This is a genomic window from Desulfomonile tiedjei, from assembly GCA_016212925.1.
Lineage (GTDB): Bacteria > Desulfobacterota > Desulfomonilia > Desulfomonilales > Desulfomonilaceae > JACRDF01.
In genome coordinates this window covers 17,884-36,204 of sequence record JACRDF010000029.1, presented here as the reverse complement: position 1 = coordinate 36,204, position 18,321 = coordinate 17,884, and the positions used below count along the sequence as shown (strand labels likewise).

14 protein-coding genes are annotated in these 18,321 nt (G+C 54.0%); 3 read left to right on the top strand and 11 right to left on the bottom strand.

Annotated features, from left to right (window positions below):
- The first annotated feature begins 62 nt into the window (after window positions 1–62).
- The gene (locus tag HY913_12775) at window positions 63–620 is read left to right on the top strand and encodes a hypothetical protein (protein ID MBI4964146.1); all 558 of its coding nucleotides are present in this window, start codon (window positions 63–65) and stop codon (window positions 618–620) included.
- A 41-nt stretch (window positions 621–661) separates the two neighbouring features.
- Here HY913_12775 and ubiE read toward each other — a convergent pair whose 3' ends face one another.
- The 7 genes from ubiE to HY913_12740 all read right to left on the bottom strand — a co-directional run bounded on the left by ubiE (window position 662) and on the right by HY913_12740 (window position 11,796).
- On the bottom strand, window positions 662–1,333 hold the full coding sequence (gene ubiE, locus HY913_12770) for a bifunctional demethylmenaquinone methyltransferase/2-methoxy-6-polyprenyl-1,4-benzoquinol methylase UbiE (protein MBI4964145.1): 672 nt from the start codon (window positions 1,331–1,333) through the stop codon (window positions 662–664).
- A gap of 90 nt (window positions 1,334–1,423) precedes the next feature.
- Entirely contained in the window at window positions 1,424–2,704 is a 1,281-nt protein-coding gene (locus HY913_12765) for a competence/damage-inducible protein A (GenBank protein MBI4964144.1), read from the bottom strand.
- 370 nt (window positions 2,705–3,074) lie between these two features.
- A complete protein-coding gene (gene polA / locus HY913_12760; protein MBI4964143.1) occupies window positions 3,075–5,741 on the bottom strand; it encodes a DNA polymerase I in 2,667 nt (888 codons plus the stop codon).
- Between the two features lie 8 nt (window positions 5,742–5,749).
- Window positions 5,750–8,683: an AAA family ATPase gene (locus HY913_12755; GenBank protein MBI4964142.1), complete on the bottom strand. Its 2,934-nt coding sequence runs from the start codon at window positions 8,681–8,683 to the stop codon at window positions 5,750–5,752.
- Between the two features lie 174 nt (window positions 8,684–8,857).
- Window positions 8,858–9,643, bottom strand: a complete 786-nt coding sequence (locus tag HY913_12750) for a sugar phosphate isomerase/epimerase (protein ID MBI4964141.1) — start codon at window positions 9,641–9,643, stop codon at window positions 8,858–8,860.
- A gap of 438 nt (window positions 9,644–10,081) precedes the next feature.
- On the bottom strand, window positions 10,082–11,260 hold the full coding sequence (gene ahbC / locus HY913_12745; GenBank protein MBI4964140.1) for a 12,18-didecarboxysiroheme deacetylase: 1,179 nt from the start codon (window positions 11,258–11,260) through the stop codon (window positions 10,082–10,084).
- A gap of 95 nt (window positions 11,261–11,355) precedes the next feature.
- On the bottom strand, window positions 11,356–11,796 hold the full coding sequence (locus HY913_12740) for an NUDIX hydrolase (protein MBI4964139.1): 441 nt from the start codon (window positions 11,794–11,796) through the stop codon (window positions 11,356–11,358).
- A 288-nt stretch (window positions 11,797–12,084) separates the two neighbouring features.
- Between HY913_12740 and groES the strand changes: the two genes are divergently transcribed.
- Both groES and groL read left to right on the top strand, forming a co-directional pair.
- The gene (gene groES / locus HY913_12735; GenBank protein ID MBI4964138.1) at window positions 12,085–12,375 is read left to right on the top strand and encodes a co-chaperone GroES; all 291 of its coding nucleotides are present in this window, start codon (window positions 12,085–12,087) and stop codon (window positions 12,373–12,375) included.
- 63 nt (window positions 12,376–12,438) lie between these two features.
- Window positions 12,439–14,070, top strand: coding sequence for a chaperonin GroEL (groL, locus tag HY913_12730; GenBank protein ID MBI4964137.1), 1,632 nt, complete (start codon window positions 12,439–12,441; stop codon window positions 14,068–14,070).
- Between the two features lie 269 nt (window positions 14,071–14,339).
- Here the strand turns inward: groL and HY913_12725 are convergent, their stop codons facing one another.
- From HY913_12725 to HY913_12710, 4 genes are all read right to left on the bottom strand, one after another.
- On the bottom strand, window positions 14,340–15,236 hold the full coding sequence (locus HY913_12725; protein MBI4964136.1) for a pentapeptide repeat-containing protein: 897 nt from the start codon (window positions 15,234–15,236) through the stop codon (window positions 14,340–14,342).
- Window positions 15,237–15,413: 177 nt separating this feature from the next.
- Entirely contained in the window at window positions 15,414–15,890 is a 477-nt protein-coding gene (locus HY913_12720; GenBank protein MBI4964135.1) for an aspartate carbamoyltransferase regulatory subunit, read from the bottom strand.
- Window positions 15,887–16,828, bottom strand: coding sequence for an aspartate carbamoyltransferase (gene pyrB / locus HY913_12715; GenBank protein ID MBI4964134.1), 942 nt, complete (start codon window positions 16,826–16,828; stop codon window positions 15,887–15,889). Before pyrB ends, HY913_12720 begins: the two co-directional genes overlap by 4 nt.
- Window positions 16,829–17,012: 184 nt before the next feature.
- A complete protein-coding gene (locus HY913_12710) occupies window positions 17,013–18,314 on the bottom strand; it encodes an amidohydrolase family protein (GenBank protein MBI4964133.1) in 1,302 nt (433 codons plus the stop codon).
- Window positions 18,315–18,321 lie beyond the last annotated feature (7 nt).

Sequence of the window (18,321 nt, the reverse complement as noted above, 5' to 3'; positions counted from 1 at the left end):
ACAGCAGGATGCTTCTACCGAATTCGAGTAAATGTTTTCTGTCTCTCACAAAGGACTGGAATATGAACTCCGAACAGACCCATACGAGTGAACGGAGGCATCTTCTTCGACAGGCAGCTTTGTTGGTAGTCGCGGCACTGTTGGGCGTGTATTTTACTATTCCTCTGTTGACAGCAGTGAAGGCCGCGTTGAATCCGGAGCAATTCCTTTCGGCTGTTACAGAAGCACAGCGAGAACAGGCTGGGCTGAGGGATAAGCTTGACCGGACCGAAGCCAAAGCCCTCATGGGCGGTGGTGACTCCGGGGCAGAGGAAAAACTCAAGAGGGAAATCGAAAACCTGAAACGTCAGCTTGCGGTCACTGAGGAAAAGAACAAGGGTTTGAACGACCAATTGGCCCTTGTAAACACGATGCTCGATGTTCTAAAGACCAAACCCGGAGCCCCCGCGAAGGAAGGGAACGATCAGGATGGGATGATGTCGGCTACCAACCGGATAGCCGACCTGCTGGCAAAAATCCTCGGTTGCATTGGCTCTTTTTACGCAGGGACAATGTTCATCATGGGATGGTTGAGGAAGCGAACAAACGCGTCACCGGAGTCCACCAGCACTGCGACCTGAATCTTTCAGCTTCTTGAAGGCAGATGTTACGACTTCGATCCTCAACTCTTCACCTGCCCCGCAAAAAGTGTCACGATCCCGCCAGTCATGTGGCCGTGCTTGAGGTCCTCAAAGCCGGTTTCTTTCATGATATCCAAAACCGACTGAGGGCTCGGAAAGTCCGCCATTGAGTCGGCGAGATAACGATAAGCAGATACAGAGGATAGCAGCTTTGTCACCAGGGGCATCACAACCTTTGCGTAAAGCTTGAACATAGGTTTCATGAACAGTCCCTGAGGTTCGGTGAGTTCCAGGATCACAAGCAGGCCGCCGGGGCGAACGACTCTGTGGATTTCATTTAACGCGCGACGCCTGTCGGTGACATTTCTTATACAGAATGAAGTGATAGCTCCATCGAAGGAATTATCCTCGTAACGCAGGTCAAGGACATCCGCCAGGACCAGCGAAATAGCGTTCTCCAATCCGGCTCCGCGAATTTTTGTTCGCCCCACGCCGAGCATGCCGTCCGATTGATCAATGCCTATGACTTTGCTCTCCGGGCACTGCTTCAGAATTTCCAGAGCAATGTCCCCTGTGCCGCACCCGATATCCAGATACGTGCGGCCGGGACCCGGAGCGAGTCGTGACACAGCGCGGCGGCGCCAGTGTTCATCAAGTCCAAAAGAAAGAATCCGGTTCGTCCCGTCGTAATAACCGGATATGTGATCGAACATTTCGCGATTCTCTTGTGCGGAAATCAAAGAATCCTGGCGACGCTCCCCGTCATTTTTCTGTGATGTATTTGTCATTTGTTACCGATTATCCTACTCTTCCTCTGTTCCGTAAACACGATAACCCAGTAAGTGTCTCCTCAAGAGATCGAGCGCCTGCATTGCGGCCAGGGTGCGGACCCATTCTCGCGCTCCCGGCAGAAGGAAGCCTCTACTGGTCGTAAGGTCCGGCGTTGACAGGCCGAGGAAAAGGGTGCCGACCGGCTTTTCCGGTGTTCCGCCATCCGGACCCGCAACGCCCGTAACAGAAAGGCCTACATCCGCCTTGGCGACTTTCCTGGCCCCTTCAGCCATCTCGCGTGCACAGCGGTGGGACACGGCCCCGTAAGTCCGGATTGTCTGTTCGGACACGCCCAGCACATCAACTTTCAATTCATTGGAATAACTTACAGTTGATCCCATGAAGGTCCGCGAACTACCTGACACTCTGGTGATCATTTCCCCGATCATGCCGCCGGTTATAGATTCAGCCAGGGCCAAGGTGAGACCCTTGCTCTCGAGGAGTTCAAGCACGACCTCTTCCATGGACCGGCCGGCATCGGAGATTATATTCTCTATCAGCCTTTCGTTCAGTACCGTCTGCTTTAAGACCAGAATTCGCTCAGCCTCCTCAGCCGTTCCTGCACTAGCATCCATGCGAAGTCTAATTATGGGAAATCTTGGTAGAAAAGCGAGGTGATAGTTGTCCTCGTCACGAGCCACGTCTGACAGGATCTCTCCCAGTTTGGATTCAGACAGGCCATAGACATTAAGCGTTTTCGTCTTGAAGACCTGTTTCGAGACGCCGAAACGTTCCACTATGGCCGGAATGCCTCGTTCCCGCAGCATTCTTATCAATTCCCTCGGGACGCCCGGAAAGAACAGAGCTATCCGCCCTTGTCTCTCGATCAGGAATCCGGGAGCGGTCCCGTAATCGTTGGGAATCGGGATGGCCCCTTCAGGGAACAGAGCCTGTTTGGCGTTTGTGGCTGCCATAGGCCGGCTCCACTGGCGGAAGCGTTCCTCTATCCGCGCAAGTTGTTCCGGGTCGGACCGCAACGGAACCCCCAGGAAGCTTGCGACCGACGCCGAGGTCTTGTCATCTTCCGTTGGCCCCAGGCCTCCAGAGACAACGGTCACTTGAGCCCGTTCCATTGCCATGCCAAGGGCGTCAGCGATGAGTGCCGGGTCGTCTCCCACTGAGGACATTCCTTTTACGGTAATACCCACTGACCTTAATTCCCGCGAAATGGCTTCCCGGTTGGTGTCGGTGATAACGCCGTTGATTATTTCGTTGCCTACCGTGAGTATCCATGCCTCAAACGAACCGTCCATATAATTTGCTCCTGTTCACGCAGTGTCGCCACGACCGTGACAACAAAATCCTGGTTCCCAGGCGGAGCCTGGGAACCAGACAATAAGCCGGGATCCAGGAGAACCTGGGTCCCGGCTTTCGCCGGGACGACTGGAATGCACCACTCGGCAAGAACTTCAGAGAAACAGTATACAAGGCGTCGAAGCCGAGGCGCATATCTAAACAAGATATAGGAGTTTTTTGAAGGGGGTCTGGGGTGCCCTCGGCGGGCGGCCACACATTCCTTCGAGTTGCCCACGTTCAGGACAGCGGTTGAGCCAGTCTAAAGACGGGTTGTCGCCCTGCGCGCAGCAGTTTTTGCAAAAAAGTTTCCCCCAGAATCTCCTTCACCTAATGCGCCTCGGCCCAGTTTTTACCAGTGGCCACGTCGACCACGAGAGGCACGGCCAGTGGATAGACCTGTTCCATCTTCTTTTTCAGAATTTCCGCGGTCTCGTCAGCCGCGTCGGCTCGAACCTCCAGGATCAGCTCGTCGTGCACTTGCAGGATCATGCGTGCCGGCAAGCCGCGGTCTCGGAGCGCCTTGTGAACATGAATCATGGCGAGTTTCATCAGATCCGCTGCACTCCCCTGAGTCGTGGTATTTATAGCGACCCTTCTAGCTGCCTGTTGGGCGATTTTGTTGGGGTTGTTCAGGTCCGGCAGAAAGCGCTTTCGCCCCAGTATGGTGGTAACGAATCCGTCTTTGGTTGCTTGTTCCGGGATTTCCTCCATGTATTTTTTCACGCCGGAATAGGTCTCATAATAATCGTCCAGGTATTTGCGAGCCATTTTAAGGCCCACTCCGATCTGACTGGAGAGCTTGAACGGCCCCATGCCGTACATAATCCCGAAATTGATCGCTTTGGCCTTTCGCCTCATTTCGGGAGTGACCTGAGCAGGGGAACAGCCGAACACACTTGCGGCTGTAATGGCATGGATGTCCTCCCCTGCGGAAAACGCCGTCCTAAGCCTTTCGTCACCGGAAAGGTGTGCCATGACCCGAAGCTCGATCTGGGAATAGTCCGCGGCCACAAACACGTGCCCGTCCTCGGGTATGAAGGCCCGCCGGATCTTGCGGCCTTCCGCGGTTCTAATAGGGATATTCTGCAAATTGGGATCGGACGAGGACAGTCGTCCTGTAGCTGCCACTGCCTGGTTGTACGATGTGTGTATCCGGCCGGTCACCGGGTTGACCAGGGTCGAAAGCGCATCAACGTAGGTGGATTTGAGCTTGAAAATCGAGCGATATTCGAGGATCTTGGCCGGAAGGTCATGCTCCAACGCCAACTGTTCGAGCACTTCCAGCGACGTGGAAAGGCCGGTCTTGGTTTTCTTTACCGACTTTAGCCCCAGTTTCTCGAAAAGGATTTCACCCAGTTGTTTGGGAGAATTGATGTTGAAGTACTCTCCGGCGATCTGGTAAATCTGGCTTTCAGTCTCCTCGAGCACTTTACCGAATTCTCCCGAAAGCTCCTGCAAATAGGTTGTGTCCACACGCACGCCGGCCAGTTCCATGTCTACCAGGACAGGAATCAAGGGCAGCTCGACATTGCGGAACAGATCCCCCAAACCTTCCTGATCTATTCTTGGGCAGAGAATCGAGGCCACGCGCCATGTCGCGTCCGCATCTTCGCTCGCGTACTCTGCGGCTTGGGGAATATCCACCTGCGAAAAAAGGATCTGGCCTTTTCCTGTGCCGATAAGCTCCTTGATGCCGATCATACGGTGTTCCAGAAACACCTGTGCCAGATCGTCCAGTGAATGGCCCCGCCGAGAAGGATCAAGAAGATAAGATGCGAGCATTGTGTCGCATTTGATGCCTCTTATCTCGACTCCTTCCTTTTTGAGGACGATCATGTCGTACTTGATGTTCTGGCCGACCTTTTCGATATCTTCGTCTTCCAGAATCGGGCGTAGAACGTCCAGCACGTCCTTTTTCGGCAACTGGGTGCCTTTGACGTGGCCGACCGGTACGTAACAGGCTTGCCCGTCTTCGCCACAGAGCGATATTCCCACCAGGTCGGCGCGGACAGGTTGTTCGGAGGTGGTCTCCAAATCCACCGCGAATTTTCCCTTTTCCTGCAGGCTGGTGGCCCACTTTTTCAATTCCGACAGGGCGGCGATCACACAATAACCTGAAAAATCGAGGGTTTTCTGTGCGGGAAGGTCGCCCATAAGCTTCTTGAATTCCAGCTCCCCGAATATCTCTCGGAGCCGTTCCGTGTCGTACTCGCCTGGAACGAGGTCTTCCAGTGCCTTTCCAACCGGCGTCTCATAGTTCAAAGATATCAGGTCCCGACTGAGAAATGCCTTGTCGCGATTCTCCGCAAGATTACTCCTGATCCTGGGCTGTTGCACCTCGTCCACGCGAGAATAAACGCCTTCCACAGAACCGAACTGTTGTATCAAAGAGGTCGCGGTTTTCTGGCCCACACCTGGAACACCCGGAACGTTATCAGAACTGTCTCCCATAAGCGCCAGAAGGTCCAAGAGTTGAGTCGGCGGCACCCCGAACTTCTTCTGCACCGCCTCAGGATCGTAGACCATGTCCCTCTGCGGGTCCCACATCACAACTCCGGCACCGACCAGTTGCATCAGGTCTTTGTCGGCCGAGACGACAACAACATCCCAGCCTTTCTCTTTGGCCTGATTAGCTATGGTTGCGATGACATCGTCCGCCTCGAACCCCTCTATGGAAAGAGAGGGCAGGGAGTATGCCTCAACAATTTGGTGAATCAAGGGGATCTGGACCTTCAGGTCCTCAGGCATTGACGGACGATTGGCTTTGTACTCGGGAAATTTCTCGTGCCTGAAGGTGGGGCCTTTGGCGTCAAAGACTACCGCAATGTATCTGGGCGCCTTGTCCTTCAAGGTCTTCATAATCATGTTGGTGAAACCGAATACAGCGCCTGTCGGGAATCCCTTGGAGTTTGAGAGCCCTCCTGTGGCGTGGTAAGCTCTGTAAATGTATGAACTGCCGTCAATTAGATAAATCGTCTCTTTTTTTGCTGTCATGTTTACCATCACCCCGATTTGACTGTGACTCGTTCCAGTCCATCCAGCAACGAGACAAAGAGCGGATGGTCCATTAAAATCGGCCCGTGCCCCAACAGTATAAGTTTGGACCTGGCACGGCTCAGAGACACGTTCAGGCGCTTCCTATCAGCCAGAAAGGAGGTTACCTCGTCAGACCTGGCAAGAGAGAGTATTATGACCTCTCGTTCGCCTCCTTGAAAACGGTCCACGGTGTCCACCGAGAAAAACGAATTGCGGCAGCGACTGTTCGAGATGTGTCTTCGAATCAAAGCCTGCTGAGCCCTGTACGGCGTGATCACACCAATCTCGCTTGCGGGCACACCGCTTTCCACCAAACTTTCCAATATGTTGCACGCCACCGCGGCTTCTTCGGGCCTTGCCTTCCCGCTGTCCGCCCCCTCCACATCTACGAAGACCACCGGGATGTCCGGATCTATTATCCTGTTTATACGATCGTCGTCGGAAACTCCCGGTTTAGTGCTCAATCGGCGGCACGCGGCTTCGGGTGCCGGGAGGAGCCTGCCCTCGTAGAAGAGCCGAGAGGGGACGTCCTGGATTTCCCTGTTCATCCGATATTGCATCCTCAATGAAGAGATCCTCTTCGGCCGCGAGGAGTTGTAAAGACGCTCGAAAAGGGATTGCTCAAGGCCGACATCGCCTGGAAAGGCTGAGTTTTCCGGCCGAGTCTGCACAATCGGGGGAAGTTGGAGATGGTCTCCGCCCAGCACAACTTTTAGAGCCAGCGACAGAGGCCCCAAGGTGGACGGTTCATCCAACTGTCCGGCTTCATCAACTATTACCCGGTCAAACCTCTTGCGCAGGAAGATCGGATGAGCCGTGCATTGGTACGCCGTGGCTCCTATGAGCTTGATGTCGCTTACTCTCTTCCTGAACTCCTTGAAACCGCAATCCAAACCGGTGAGATCCTCCAAGAGGATAGGGGGGTTGCCCAGTCGCTCCAAGCGGTCCAGGAATTCTCTGGAAACGCTCGTCCGGCCCCCAATGCGAAGGAAGTCCTTGACGCCAAGATCCATCAACCCGATAAGCAGTCGGTCAAGTGCCACATTCGTGGGACAAGCCACCAATAAGCGCTCGCCTCGATCCAGACAGATCCTGATGAGCCGGGCGAGCACTCTTGTCTTGCCTGTGCCAGGTGGGCCATGAACGAGATGATAGGTGTCCGTTTCAAGCGCGGCATTGATCGCTGCCTCTTGATCTTCGTTCAACTCACAATCCAGGCCCTCGGAAAAACAAAGATCATCGCGCGAATCCTCTGATTGGCCTTGGATCGAAGAAATTCTCGGGACGTGCCCGGCTTCACGGCCCTCTTGACCGGGCGATTCGGCGAGCTGTTCAGCTTCCCCGTGGACGACCAGATTAACTATCCGGGAATCGCCTCTGGAGAAGAAGTTAAAGAGTGCATGGCGGGAGATCTCCGGCCCCCTTGAGAATGGTATGCGGTCCAGGAGCCAACTTTGATTTTCGCGCATCAACTCGGCAAGTTGAGACCCATCATTAGGGGCGCACTGATAGGGGAATTTAAGGTTCACCGTGACTCGACCGCTGTCACAGCCCGTCACTCTTCCTCGGACCGCCTGTCGCGAGCCGGGATCACCTCGGTGAAGAATGATTTCTTCTCCCGGGCCTATGTCCACCTGGGCTCTGTCGACGAACAGCAGGACTTCGACCGAGCCTCCCACCAACGGGTTTTCGGTTTCCCAATCGGGGCTCAAGGAATCGGCAAGGATCGCGGAGTCATCAACTTCACCGGCCGCCTTCGCGCCGGCTTCCCCATTATTTAAGATCTCCAGACGTTCTACCTGGAGCGTGACCTCTTCCTCCAGTCGCTCGTTGAGCGTCCCGGAGTCCAGAATACGGGAGAAGTTCCCTTCCTGAGCCCATGACTCAATCGACAAGAGCCTGAACCAGCGCTCGTAATACTCCCTGTCTTTTCCTGTCAGGAGAGATTCCGTACTTCCGGAATTGCCGAAAATCTTCTGACACGACGGCCTGGCAAAACATTTCCCGGTCCGGCCGCAGGTTTGATCATCGGACGATCCCAGGCCATTCAGCGTATACGAGTGTTTCAGCGATATGATCCGGTTGCGGCCCAGCAGGATGGTTCTTTTCCAATGGTTCTGAGGTCTCTGAAGCTTTTCGAGCCTTCCTATGGCAGAGTACAAGACGCATCCATCAAGTTCTGCCTTCTTCCCTTCATCGAAAAAGAGCAACAGATAGGCGAAAAGTTGCAGCAGATGATCATCGGCCGCGAATCTGCCGGACTTAAGTTCAACTATTGTTCCACGCTCTCCATTGTGAAAGATCGCATCAGCCCTGCCTTTTAGTCCCCACCGGGCTGAAACCCGATCCACCTCCACTTCCACAGCAGAAAGGCCTTTCCCGTTATCTTTCAACCATGATTTCAGGTTGTTGAAATGTGTTCCAGCCTCGGCCTTCAACTCTTTCTCTGTCACCCAGACGCTCGAGCCGGGGAGTATTCTTTTGATGGTTGGCAGAGATCTCTTGAAAACCTCCTGAAATTGCCGGGCCGATGTAGACGGATTGCAGAGGAGTTGTTCGAACAGGCTGTGAACAAGCTTGCCCTTAGCCATCCAGAAAGGCTCATCAGGACCTGCACGGAATCGAACGTCGGCCGACCAAACGCATCCCGCGCCCTCCACAGCTTCCGTTACACTCACAGGGCGAAAGGGTTCCAGCAACAGGTCGCTGTCAGGAGTCACCGTGTAAATGACGCTACCATCGTCCAGTCGGTTGTTGACTTCAAGATTGAACGCGGCAACCCGCGCCCCTTCCCAGCACAGCAATGGAAACTCGTAGTTTTCGTTCCCGCAGAACTCCGGAAACATCAAGAATATCCGATCGCTGTCCGCGTCAGCGACCAGCTCGACCCCGCGAAACATGTACCCACCTCGCGGGGCAGGTCGCGGCTCAGACGCTATACGGACGATATGGCCTTGAACGGCTTGTGTTTTGGAGTCGGCTGCCATGAAGGCAATGTATCACTTTAGAGATCTGTGGGGTGGAACTTTCTGCAAAAATCTCTTGGGCTCACCCTTTGAAGAGAAGCCCTCTCACTACAATTGAGCCGAACAGGTCGACTTACATTTCCTCAGATTAGAAGTCTGTCCGACCAGGTCCTTCACTATCTCGCAAGAATTCCACAAGACTTCCTTCTTTACTTCCAGGGTCATGGTTCCATCGAAGCCCTTCGCAACGAGAGCGCCAAGGATCCCGGCGAAATCGACAACCCCGTCGCCTATGGCAAGGTGAAGGTCATCGGCAACGCCCAGGCCTCCTTTGTTATCGTGAAGGTGAACATGCTTAATAAAAGGGAGAAGCTCGTCTATGATTCGAAACGAGGTGTTGGTTTCCGCTAGCAGTTGGCCGTGGCCCACATCGAGCGTGAGGCCAAGGCCCGAAACCGCAGTCAGCGCAGCGGCCAAATCTTCGGCATCTTCGGAAAGGTTTTCCAGGCAGATCAATACCTTGCGGGCCATGCCATAGTCACACAGTTCTCTTAAAACCCGCTTCTTCTCTTCGCGAACAGCAGGTTTCACGAAACGCCGGTCCATCCACAGATGAATTACCAACAGCTTGATCCGCAACTGGCCTGCCACATCAATGGTCTTACATAGAGCCGGATAGCATTTGTTCCACAAGTTATCCAAATCATTCGGAGGACCCTCATTTGGTCCGTGGGCCAGGAGAAAAAAGCCGTCACTCAAGTCATTCTTCAACCCTGAAGACTTCCAGAGCTTCCTGGATTTTGCATTCCAAAGGACCAGCTCACCAAAATCAAAGCCCAGACCCTTTAGAAACCCAATATCCTCCAACACCTTAACATGCCCGCCATAAAGCATGATACAAGCCGCCCTAGGACGTAAGAGTTTTGAAGAGAGTTTCTGGGGAGGGACTTTTTGCAAAAAGTCCCTCCCCAGACCCCTCCCCAAAAACTCCCACATCTCGTTGCCCTTGCCTTTGGGCAAGGGCAAGACCACGTAGACATGAAATTGCGCCTGCGCGGTTAGAAATTGCGCAGGCCTCTGGTATCATATTCGGAATTCTTCAGGCAATCTGACAGGGTCGAGCGTACAATGTCAACAATTACCGGTCGTGAGTAAATTCGTTACGGGCCTCGTTGTTGAAGAGTGCCGCGTGGGCCTTCAGAATTCTCTCCGTGAGAAAGCTCGAGAGCTGCCAGATAGACCAGAAACTTCAAGATCAACAGATGATAGAGTTTTTTGAAGGGGGGTGCGGGGGGAAACATTTTTGCAAAAAAGTTTACCCCCCCATTACATTCAAGAAATCTCTGCTTCTGTTAGGTAACATGCGGGGTCGGGAGCCCAGACATCGCCGTGTATTGCTTCGGCTCGGACGCGAAAGTTGCCGCCGCAGATGTCCAGCCAGCGGCATTCTGCGCATCGGCCTTTAACGTATTTTTTCTTTTCTTTGAGCCTCATGAGGAGTTCGTCAGAGGTATCGGTCCAGATTTGACTGAAACGCCGCTCGCGAATGTTGCCGAAACTGTGGTGTCGCCAGAACTGGTCCGCGTGCACAGCCCCGTCCCATGACACGCAGCCTATACCGCGGCCGGAGTTGTTGCCTTCGTTCATTTGCAGCAACTTGAGGACTTCCTCGGCTCGTTTCGGATCTTCCTTTTTTAGACGGAGGTACAGGTACGGGCCGTCCGCGTGGTTGTCAACGGTAAGGACTTCCACAGGCAAGCCTATGTCGTGCAGTTTCCTGGTGCGATCGAGGATAAGATCGACGACTTCCCTGGTTTGTGCATGATTCAGGTCCTCGTTAACTAGTTCAGTCCCGCGGCCCGCGTAAACGAGGTGATAGAAGCATATTCGGGGGATCTTTTTTGCCTCAACCAGATCAAAGATGCCCGGAATATCTTGAAAGTTCCGCTTGTTAATTGTGAAGCGCAGCCCAACCTTCAAGCCTACGTCCTGGCAGTTCTTGATTGCGTTCATCACCCGGGCGAAGGTTCCGTGGACGCCCCGAAACGCGTCGTGGACATTTTCCAGGCCATCGAGGCTGATACCCACGTAAGAAAGTCCGATTTCTTTCAATTGCTCGGCGAGCTTTGCGGTTATGAGCGTCCCGTTGGTGGAAACAACAGCTCGCAGGCCTTTGCCCGCGGCGTAACGAATGAGATCCATGATGTCCGGACGGATTAGCGGCTCACCGCCTGAAAACAGGATTACAGGCGACCCAAACTCAGCCAGGTCGTCTATCAGGGCTTTCCCTTCGTGGAAAGAAAGCTCGCCGCGGTAATTGGTGTCTTCGGACTGGGAGTAACAATGGACACATTTCAGATTGCAGCGTCTGGTAACGTTCCAGACGACCACGGGCTTCTTGTCCGCTGAGAACTGGAGCAGATGCGACGGCAGCTCTTTGGATCGTCGGCCGTATCGCAGTGGGTCCGACGCCTCGACAGCGCCGCAATAGAGCTTGGATATTCCGATCATGAAGAAGACCTCAATTCATGTATGCAAAAAGGATAACGCTTCCAGCCGTGACATGCAACCAATGGTCCTAATAGACCGGGAAGCGACAAGAGAGCCTACCACCGCTTGGACGAAAAAAAGTCCATCAGGATCTTGGCGTGATCGAAAGCCAGGGGCGATGGCAGATTATTTTGAGTGAAGACGCCCAGTTCCAGGGCATCATCCGCGGCACGAGGCACGCCTTCGCAGCGCGCGGTGAAAACCACGGTCAAGGTGTGATGCCGCGGATCTCGATGCGGGTCGGAATAGACCCCCACCAACTCCAAGTCCGTGACCGCAAGCGATGTTTCTTCCATGGCTTCACGGACAGCCGCGGCTTCCGCGCTTTCCCCGTAGTCTATGAATCCGCCAGGGATGGCCCATCCGTATGGCGGATTTTTTCTGTTAATAAGAACAATGCCGCCCGCAACGCGTATGATTATGTCCGTGGTGGGCAACGGGTTGCGATATTGGAAGACCTCATGGCCGCAATGAGGGCAGGTAATGGCTCTCTTCATCTACTCTCCCGGTGACACAAGCGGTCTCGATAGGGACTCGAATAGCTCAAACCGACGCGTGAAAAAAAATCTCGTGCCCTGACCTCCAACGGGTGCTGTCAAGAAACATGTCTAATACAAATAAGTTACAACCAAATCAGTTTTCCCGCGCTCGTGTAAGAAAAGGATAAATCTGCAATTTTTTCCGCGTGGGGGTTGACAAGCGAGCCACATATTGGCACTCACATATAGAGAGTGCTAAAATCTCCAGCGCTCGTACTACAGACTCAACAACCAGGAGGTAGAAACATGAAATTTCGTCCTCTCTACGATCGAATCCTTGTCGAAAGGGTTGAATCGGAGGAAGTGACCAAGGGAGGAATTATACTCCCCGACACAGCAAAAGAGAAGCCCCAACAGGGCAAAATCATCGCCGTCGGTAAGGGAAAACGCACTGAAGACGGAAAAGTCATTCCCTTGGAACTCAAAGAAGGCGACACCATCCTTTTCGGGAAATATTCCGGCAGCGAGATCAAAGTTGAAGGCGTCGAGTACCTCATCATGAAAGAGGATGACGTGCTGGGATTGGTCGAGAAGTAAGCGCCCGCTAATGATCCAACGCAAATTAAGCCAAAAATACAAAAACTCAAGGAGGAGTTATAAATGGCTGCTAAGATAATCATGTTCGAGCAACAGGCCAGGGACAAGATTCTCAGAGGCGTCAACATCATGGCCGACGCGGTGAAGTCCACTTTGGGGCCCAAAGGCCGCAACGCCATCCTGGAGAAGTCCTGGGGCTCTCCAACAGTAACCAAAGATGGTGTCACAGTGGCCAAGGAAATCGAACTCGAAGACAGGTTCGAGAACCTGGGCGCTCAGATGCTCAAGGAGGTAGCTTCCAAAACCTCCGACGTCGCGGGTGACGGTACCACCACCGCAACGGTTTTGGCTCAGGCCATTTATAGGGAAGGCATCAAAATGGTGACAGCGGGCGCATCCCCCATGGATCTTAAAAGGGGCATCGACGCGGCCGTGACGGCTGTTGTGGCCAACTTGAAAACGCTTTCCAAACCGACAAAAGACAAAAAGGAGATCGCTCAAGTAGGGACAATTTCCGCGAACAACGACCCCACCATCGGCAACATCATTGCCGAGGCCATGGAAAAGGTCGGCAAAGAGGGCGTCATTACCGTTGAAGAAGCCAAGGCTATGGAGACCTCCCTGGAAGTGGTTGAGGGCATGCAGTTCGACCGCGGGTACCTGTCTCCCTATTTCGTAACCGATCCCGAGCGCATGGAAGTGGTCCTCGATGAGCCGTACATACTGATACACGAAAAGAAGATTTCCAATATGCGCGACATGCTCCCGCTATTGGAGCAAGTGGCCAAGATGGGAAGGCCGCTGCTTATCGTGGCCGAAGATGTAGAAGGCGAGGCTCTTGCAACCTTGGTCGTGAATAAGCTGAGAGGCACTCTCACCGCGTGCGGCGTAAAGGCCCCGGGTTTTGGTGACCGCAGGAAAGCAATGCTGGAAGACATCGCGATCCTCACCGGCGGCCAGGTCATTTCCGAGGATCTCGGATTGAAACTCGAGAACGTTAGCCTCAATGACCTCGGACGCTGCAAACGCGTGACCATCGACAAGGACAACACCACCATAGTCGACGGCGCGGGCGCCAAGGAAGCTATTGAAGGTCGTGTGCGACAGATCCGCACGCAGGTCGACGAGACCACATCCGACTACGACCGGGAGAAGCTCCAGGAAAGACTGGCCAAACTGGTTGGCGGTGTGGCCGTGATCAATGTCGGCGCAGCGACCGAGACCGAGATGAAAGAGAAGAAGGCCCGCGTTGAGGACGCTCTGAACGCGACTCGTGCCGCGGTCGAAGAAGGAGTGGTCCCAGGTGGCGGTGTTTCGTACCTGAGATGCATCGACGCGATAAACAAGCTCAAACTGGAAGGCGATCAACTAGTCGGCGCTAAGATCGTGCGTCGAGCCCTCGAAGAGCCGATCAGGCAGATTGCATGGAACGCAGGTCATGACGGCTCCATCGTTGTGGACAAGGTCATGAACAAGACGGGCGCATTCGGCTTCAATGCCGCTTCTGAGGTGTATGAAGACCTCATGGAGAACGGCGTGCTCGATCCTGCCAAGGTCACCCGTTTGGCGCTCCAGAATGCGGCTTCGGTTGCAAGCCTTATGCTGACCACCGAGGTCATGGTCGCGGAAAAACCCAGAGAGAAAGAAGCTCCCGCAATGCCGGGCGGCGGAATGCCCCCTGGCGGCATGTACTAAGAGAGAGAACGAGAAGAAGAAGAAAGAAGGAAAGATTCCGGGGAGGGACTTTTTGCAAAAAGTCCCTCCCCGGACCCCTCTTCAAAAACTCCTGCAATTCTCGGCTATTGCCCAGCCTCCTCAGAGGCGGGGCAATAGCCGAGCCTGTTTCTTCAGCCAAATTAGTACGTTGGGCGGCGCCGGAACAGGCGTTTTCGTAGGGGCACGGCGTGCCGTGCCCAGGTCAAGGCATTGCCCGTGACAAATTGTTTCGTAGGGGCGGTTGCGCCTCAACTCCGACGGGCCAACTTGTTTGCCATAATTGAGATAAGTCCTCCCAGCATCACGTATCCCAACAACACCTCCACCATAACGAGGGCTGACGCTCCTACTGATATCGGCTTCACATCTCCGAAACCGAGCGTGGTGAACGTGACCATGCTGTAGTAGATCATGGTAGAGAGTTCGCATTTCGGCAGGTGATCGACGACAAAATTTTCAGGCCCTATCCAAAAGTAGAAAAGATATCCGAATAAGGTGGCTGACCCCAGCGCCCAACCGGCCCACACCCAGAAAGATCGGCCACAATCTGCAAAGATGTACCAAATCCAGAATCCAAGCGCGCCCCATCGTCCCGACGCCCTCATTGTTTCTATATAATCCTGGTCCTGCGCAAAGCTCTTGAAGATTTGGTTGCCGTAGCACGTGGAGACGCGAATGCCTTGAAATTTGCGTTGGCGAGAGCCGCGTGAGAAACGAACGTCCGTAACATCAGCATTTTCCAGGTTAGCCTTTTCCAGATTTGCCAATTGTAAGTTCGCTGCCCAAAGGTTTGCGCCGGAGAGATTTGCCAGTAAAAGATAAGCGCCGCGAAGGTCTGCTTCTATCAATTTTGCGCCCTGCATATTCGTGTCAAATAGAATTGCGTCGCTCAAGTTCGCCTGATACAGAATGGAACCTTGCACGTTCGCACCGCTGATGTGAGCGCCCTGAAGGTTCGCTCTCTCTAGGTTGATGACGGGCCGGCCTTTAGCGTCCTTAGTATATAGCGGCGTGTCTTTGTATTCATCCGCTGTGATGTCGATGAGTCTCAGGTCAGGCTCCTCTATCTCCGGGTGCGCCTCACGCCATGCGTTCCAGGGTTCCACCCCTTTCAGCAGTTCGGCCAAGAGTGTCAGATCGGCCACGATGAGGCCTCCGCGGAGAAGGTGTTATATCAACTCGCTTCCAAACAAGGGGAATTCTGTTCATGGTGGGACAGGCATCCTGCCTGTCTATTTAGGGGCAGGCGTCCCGCCTGCCCCACCATGACCTTCCAACCCTGCGAATTGCTTGCGATCCATTGGCCTGATTTCTGCCGGCAATCACGTCTTCTCTTTATATTTGATCAACGGTCCGAAGAATTCCGATTCGCAGTAATGGCATCGCAAGGTGAGAGGCTCATGATCGACGATATAGAACTGGCCCGGCACTTCCTCGTGGTTGGTCACACAGAACCTGTCCGGGCAAATCACGATGTCACCCACGACGCTCGGGATCTCCACTTTGTGTTTTTCTATGACTTTTCCGTCTGCTATTCGAGTGATGGTGGCATGAGGAGCAATAAGCGAAACCACGTTCAGCATGTCTCGGGACAGGCTTAGGTTTTCGACTTTGATTATGTCTTTTTTGCCCATGGAGGGCGACTCAAAGTTAATTCCTATGGCAATGATATCGCCGGTTTCGCGGGCCAGGGCATTTAGACCCAGCACCTGCGAGATAAGGTATGCCTTACCTGCGGGGATGTGGTCTATCACTATCCCTGTGTTGATCTTGGCAATGGTTATCCGCCTGTCGTTCATCTGACGACCCCCAGGATCAAGGCAAGCAATGTCTCACGGACAAGGAGTCCGTTTCGGGCCTGCTGAAAGTAGTATGCGTGAGTGCTGGCATCAACATCCGGGGCGATCTCCGTTACCCGGGGCAGGGGATGCATCACCTTCATGTGAGGCTTAGCGGCCTTCAACATGGCGGCTTCAAGCCTATAGATGCTCCTGAACTTCTCGGCAAGAGGCGATCGTTCTTCGAACCTTTCCTTTTGAATACGGGTCATATACAGCACATCCACTTCCGCGATGAAATCTTCTATTCTGCTTCCCTCCGTGAAGGTGGCGCCTCGTTCGGCCCAACCCTTTCTGCACTTGTCGATCAAGGACCGTGGCATGGCAAGGTCCCTGGGAGAAATAAAAATCATCCGACAATCGTCGTATTTGAGGAGGGCTTCTGTCAGAGAGTGGACCGTCCGCCCGTTTGCCAGGTCGCCGACCATTGCTATGGTCAGGCCGTCTATTTTACCCTGAGTTTCTTTGATGGAGTAAAGGTCCAGCAGCGTCTGTGTGGGATGTTGATTCGGGCCGTCGCCCGCGTTGATCACAGGGATTTCGGCCGCTTCAGCAGCCAATCTTGCCGCCCCTTTCAACGGATGTCGAATAACCATTACGTCGAAGCCGTATCCGTCGTGCATCTTCACCGTGTCCCAGAGTGATTCCTCCTTGGTCACCGAGGTGATGCTGGCGTCGTAAAATCCGCCTACCTTCCCTCCGAGGTTGCGCATGGCCACTTCGAAAGAAGTGCGTGTACGAGTCGAGGGCTCGAAAAACAGCATCGCAGAGACCTTGTTTCTGCAAAGCTGCTTCTTTTCCGGATGATCTTGAACGATGGGGACCTTTTGAAGGATCGCGTCGATCTCCTCGCGGGTCAAATCGTTCATGGATATAAGATCTTTTCCACTAAAGTCCATCTCACACCACCCTTGCCGAAAGTGATTCCCCAACCTGCCTGATGCGCATTGACAATGGCACTTTACCGAACGCTATCATGCTCGCGTAGGGGCACGGCATGCCGTGCCCTTACTGACCTATCTCCACGCCGTGTTTGTCAAAAATTCAACGCATCGCCAAATTGCAGTTCTCAATAACAGGATTTCACCCGAAGCGATCTTCTCCTCGTATCATCGTTGCCTTCACCGCGGAAGGCAGCTCAATCCCCAGGAACGGAGACCATCCGCAGCGAGTTTTCAGGCATCCGCGACCCGAGATCCCATTCTCGTCCACTCGAGTAGTTTCCGCCAGATCCAGGACCGTGAAGGAAGCCTCAAAGGCTGGTCTAATAGCTCCGTGCGGCCGCTGGAGATCAGGAGCCAGTATCGTCCCGGGAATATGTGAAAGGACCTCAGCCACCCTCGCGGCAGTGAATCCGCACCTTTTCATGAGCCATCCGGCGAACGGGCCAAGTGTGTCCAGATGCGGCATGCCGGGCGCGCCGTTCCTCTTGTCGGCCATGGTATGAGGCGCGTGGTCCGACGCGAGCGCACCCACGAGGCCTTCTTTCAGGGCATCAACCATGAACCGCCGGTCATCCTCCGACCTCAGCGGCGGATTGCATTCCAGAAGCGTGTTGGCCGGAACAAGAGCCGACTCTGCTGAAAAAACCTTTCCCTCTTGCACACTGAAAAACAGGTGATGAGGTGTGACTTCGCAGGTCACTGGACTTCCACCGGCCCTATTATGGGAGTCGATCAAATCGACGGCTTTTCTCGTGGAAACGTGACAGATATGCGTATGTAGTCCCAACCTGGCCGTGAGTTCAAGGATTCTCTCAACAGCGACGATTTCCGCTTCCGGAGGCCTGGCCTCCCATCGAGGGCCCTGGCCGTGCTTTCGCAGGACTTCAGGATCTTCCGCGTGAAAGAATACTCGGCACCCTCTGTACCTCGCGACCGCGGTTTCCAGGTCCTTCCAATCTGTGAACGATACCGAAGAAGGCAAGCCGTCCAGATACACCTTGTAAGGCACATCAGCCCACGGTTCGGAAGATTCTGTTATTGCAGCAAACAATACCACCGGGCACGGGGACGCAGCGGCGACAGCTTGCTTGGCCGCGTACATCTCCGGGTTGTCGGGTGGGGTAGGGTCGTTGGGCATCGCAGCGAACAGCGTTATTCCGCCGTTGATAGCGGCATGACCTGCTGTGGCGAAGGTCTCTTTTTGGCACGCGGCTTCCCATTTCGCGATGTCAGCCGAATCTCCCGCCTGGGGGCGAGGATACTCTCGGGCATGCACGTGCAGGTCCACAAAGCCCGGAAAGATCAGTAAATTGTCCTCAACAGGCTGTTCGATCTCTGTAACCGAAACAATCAAACCGGTTGTGGTATCGAAAGAAATCTCCGCGGGACTGATGCCATCCGGTAAGACTGCTCGGCCTATTATGGACTTGATATTGCTCATGGGTTCC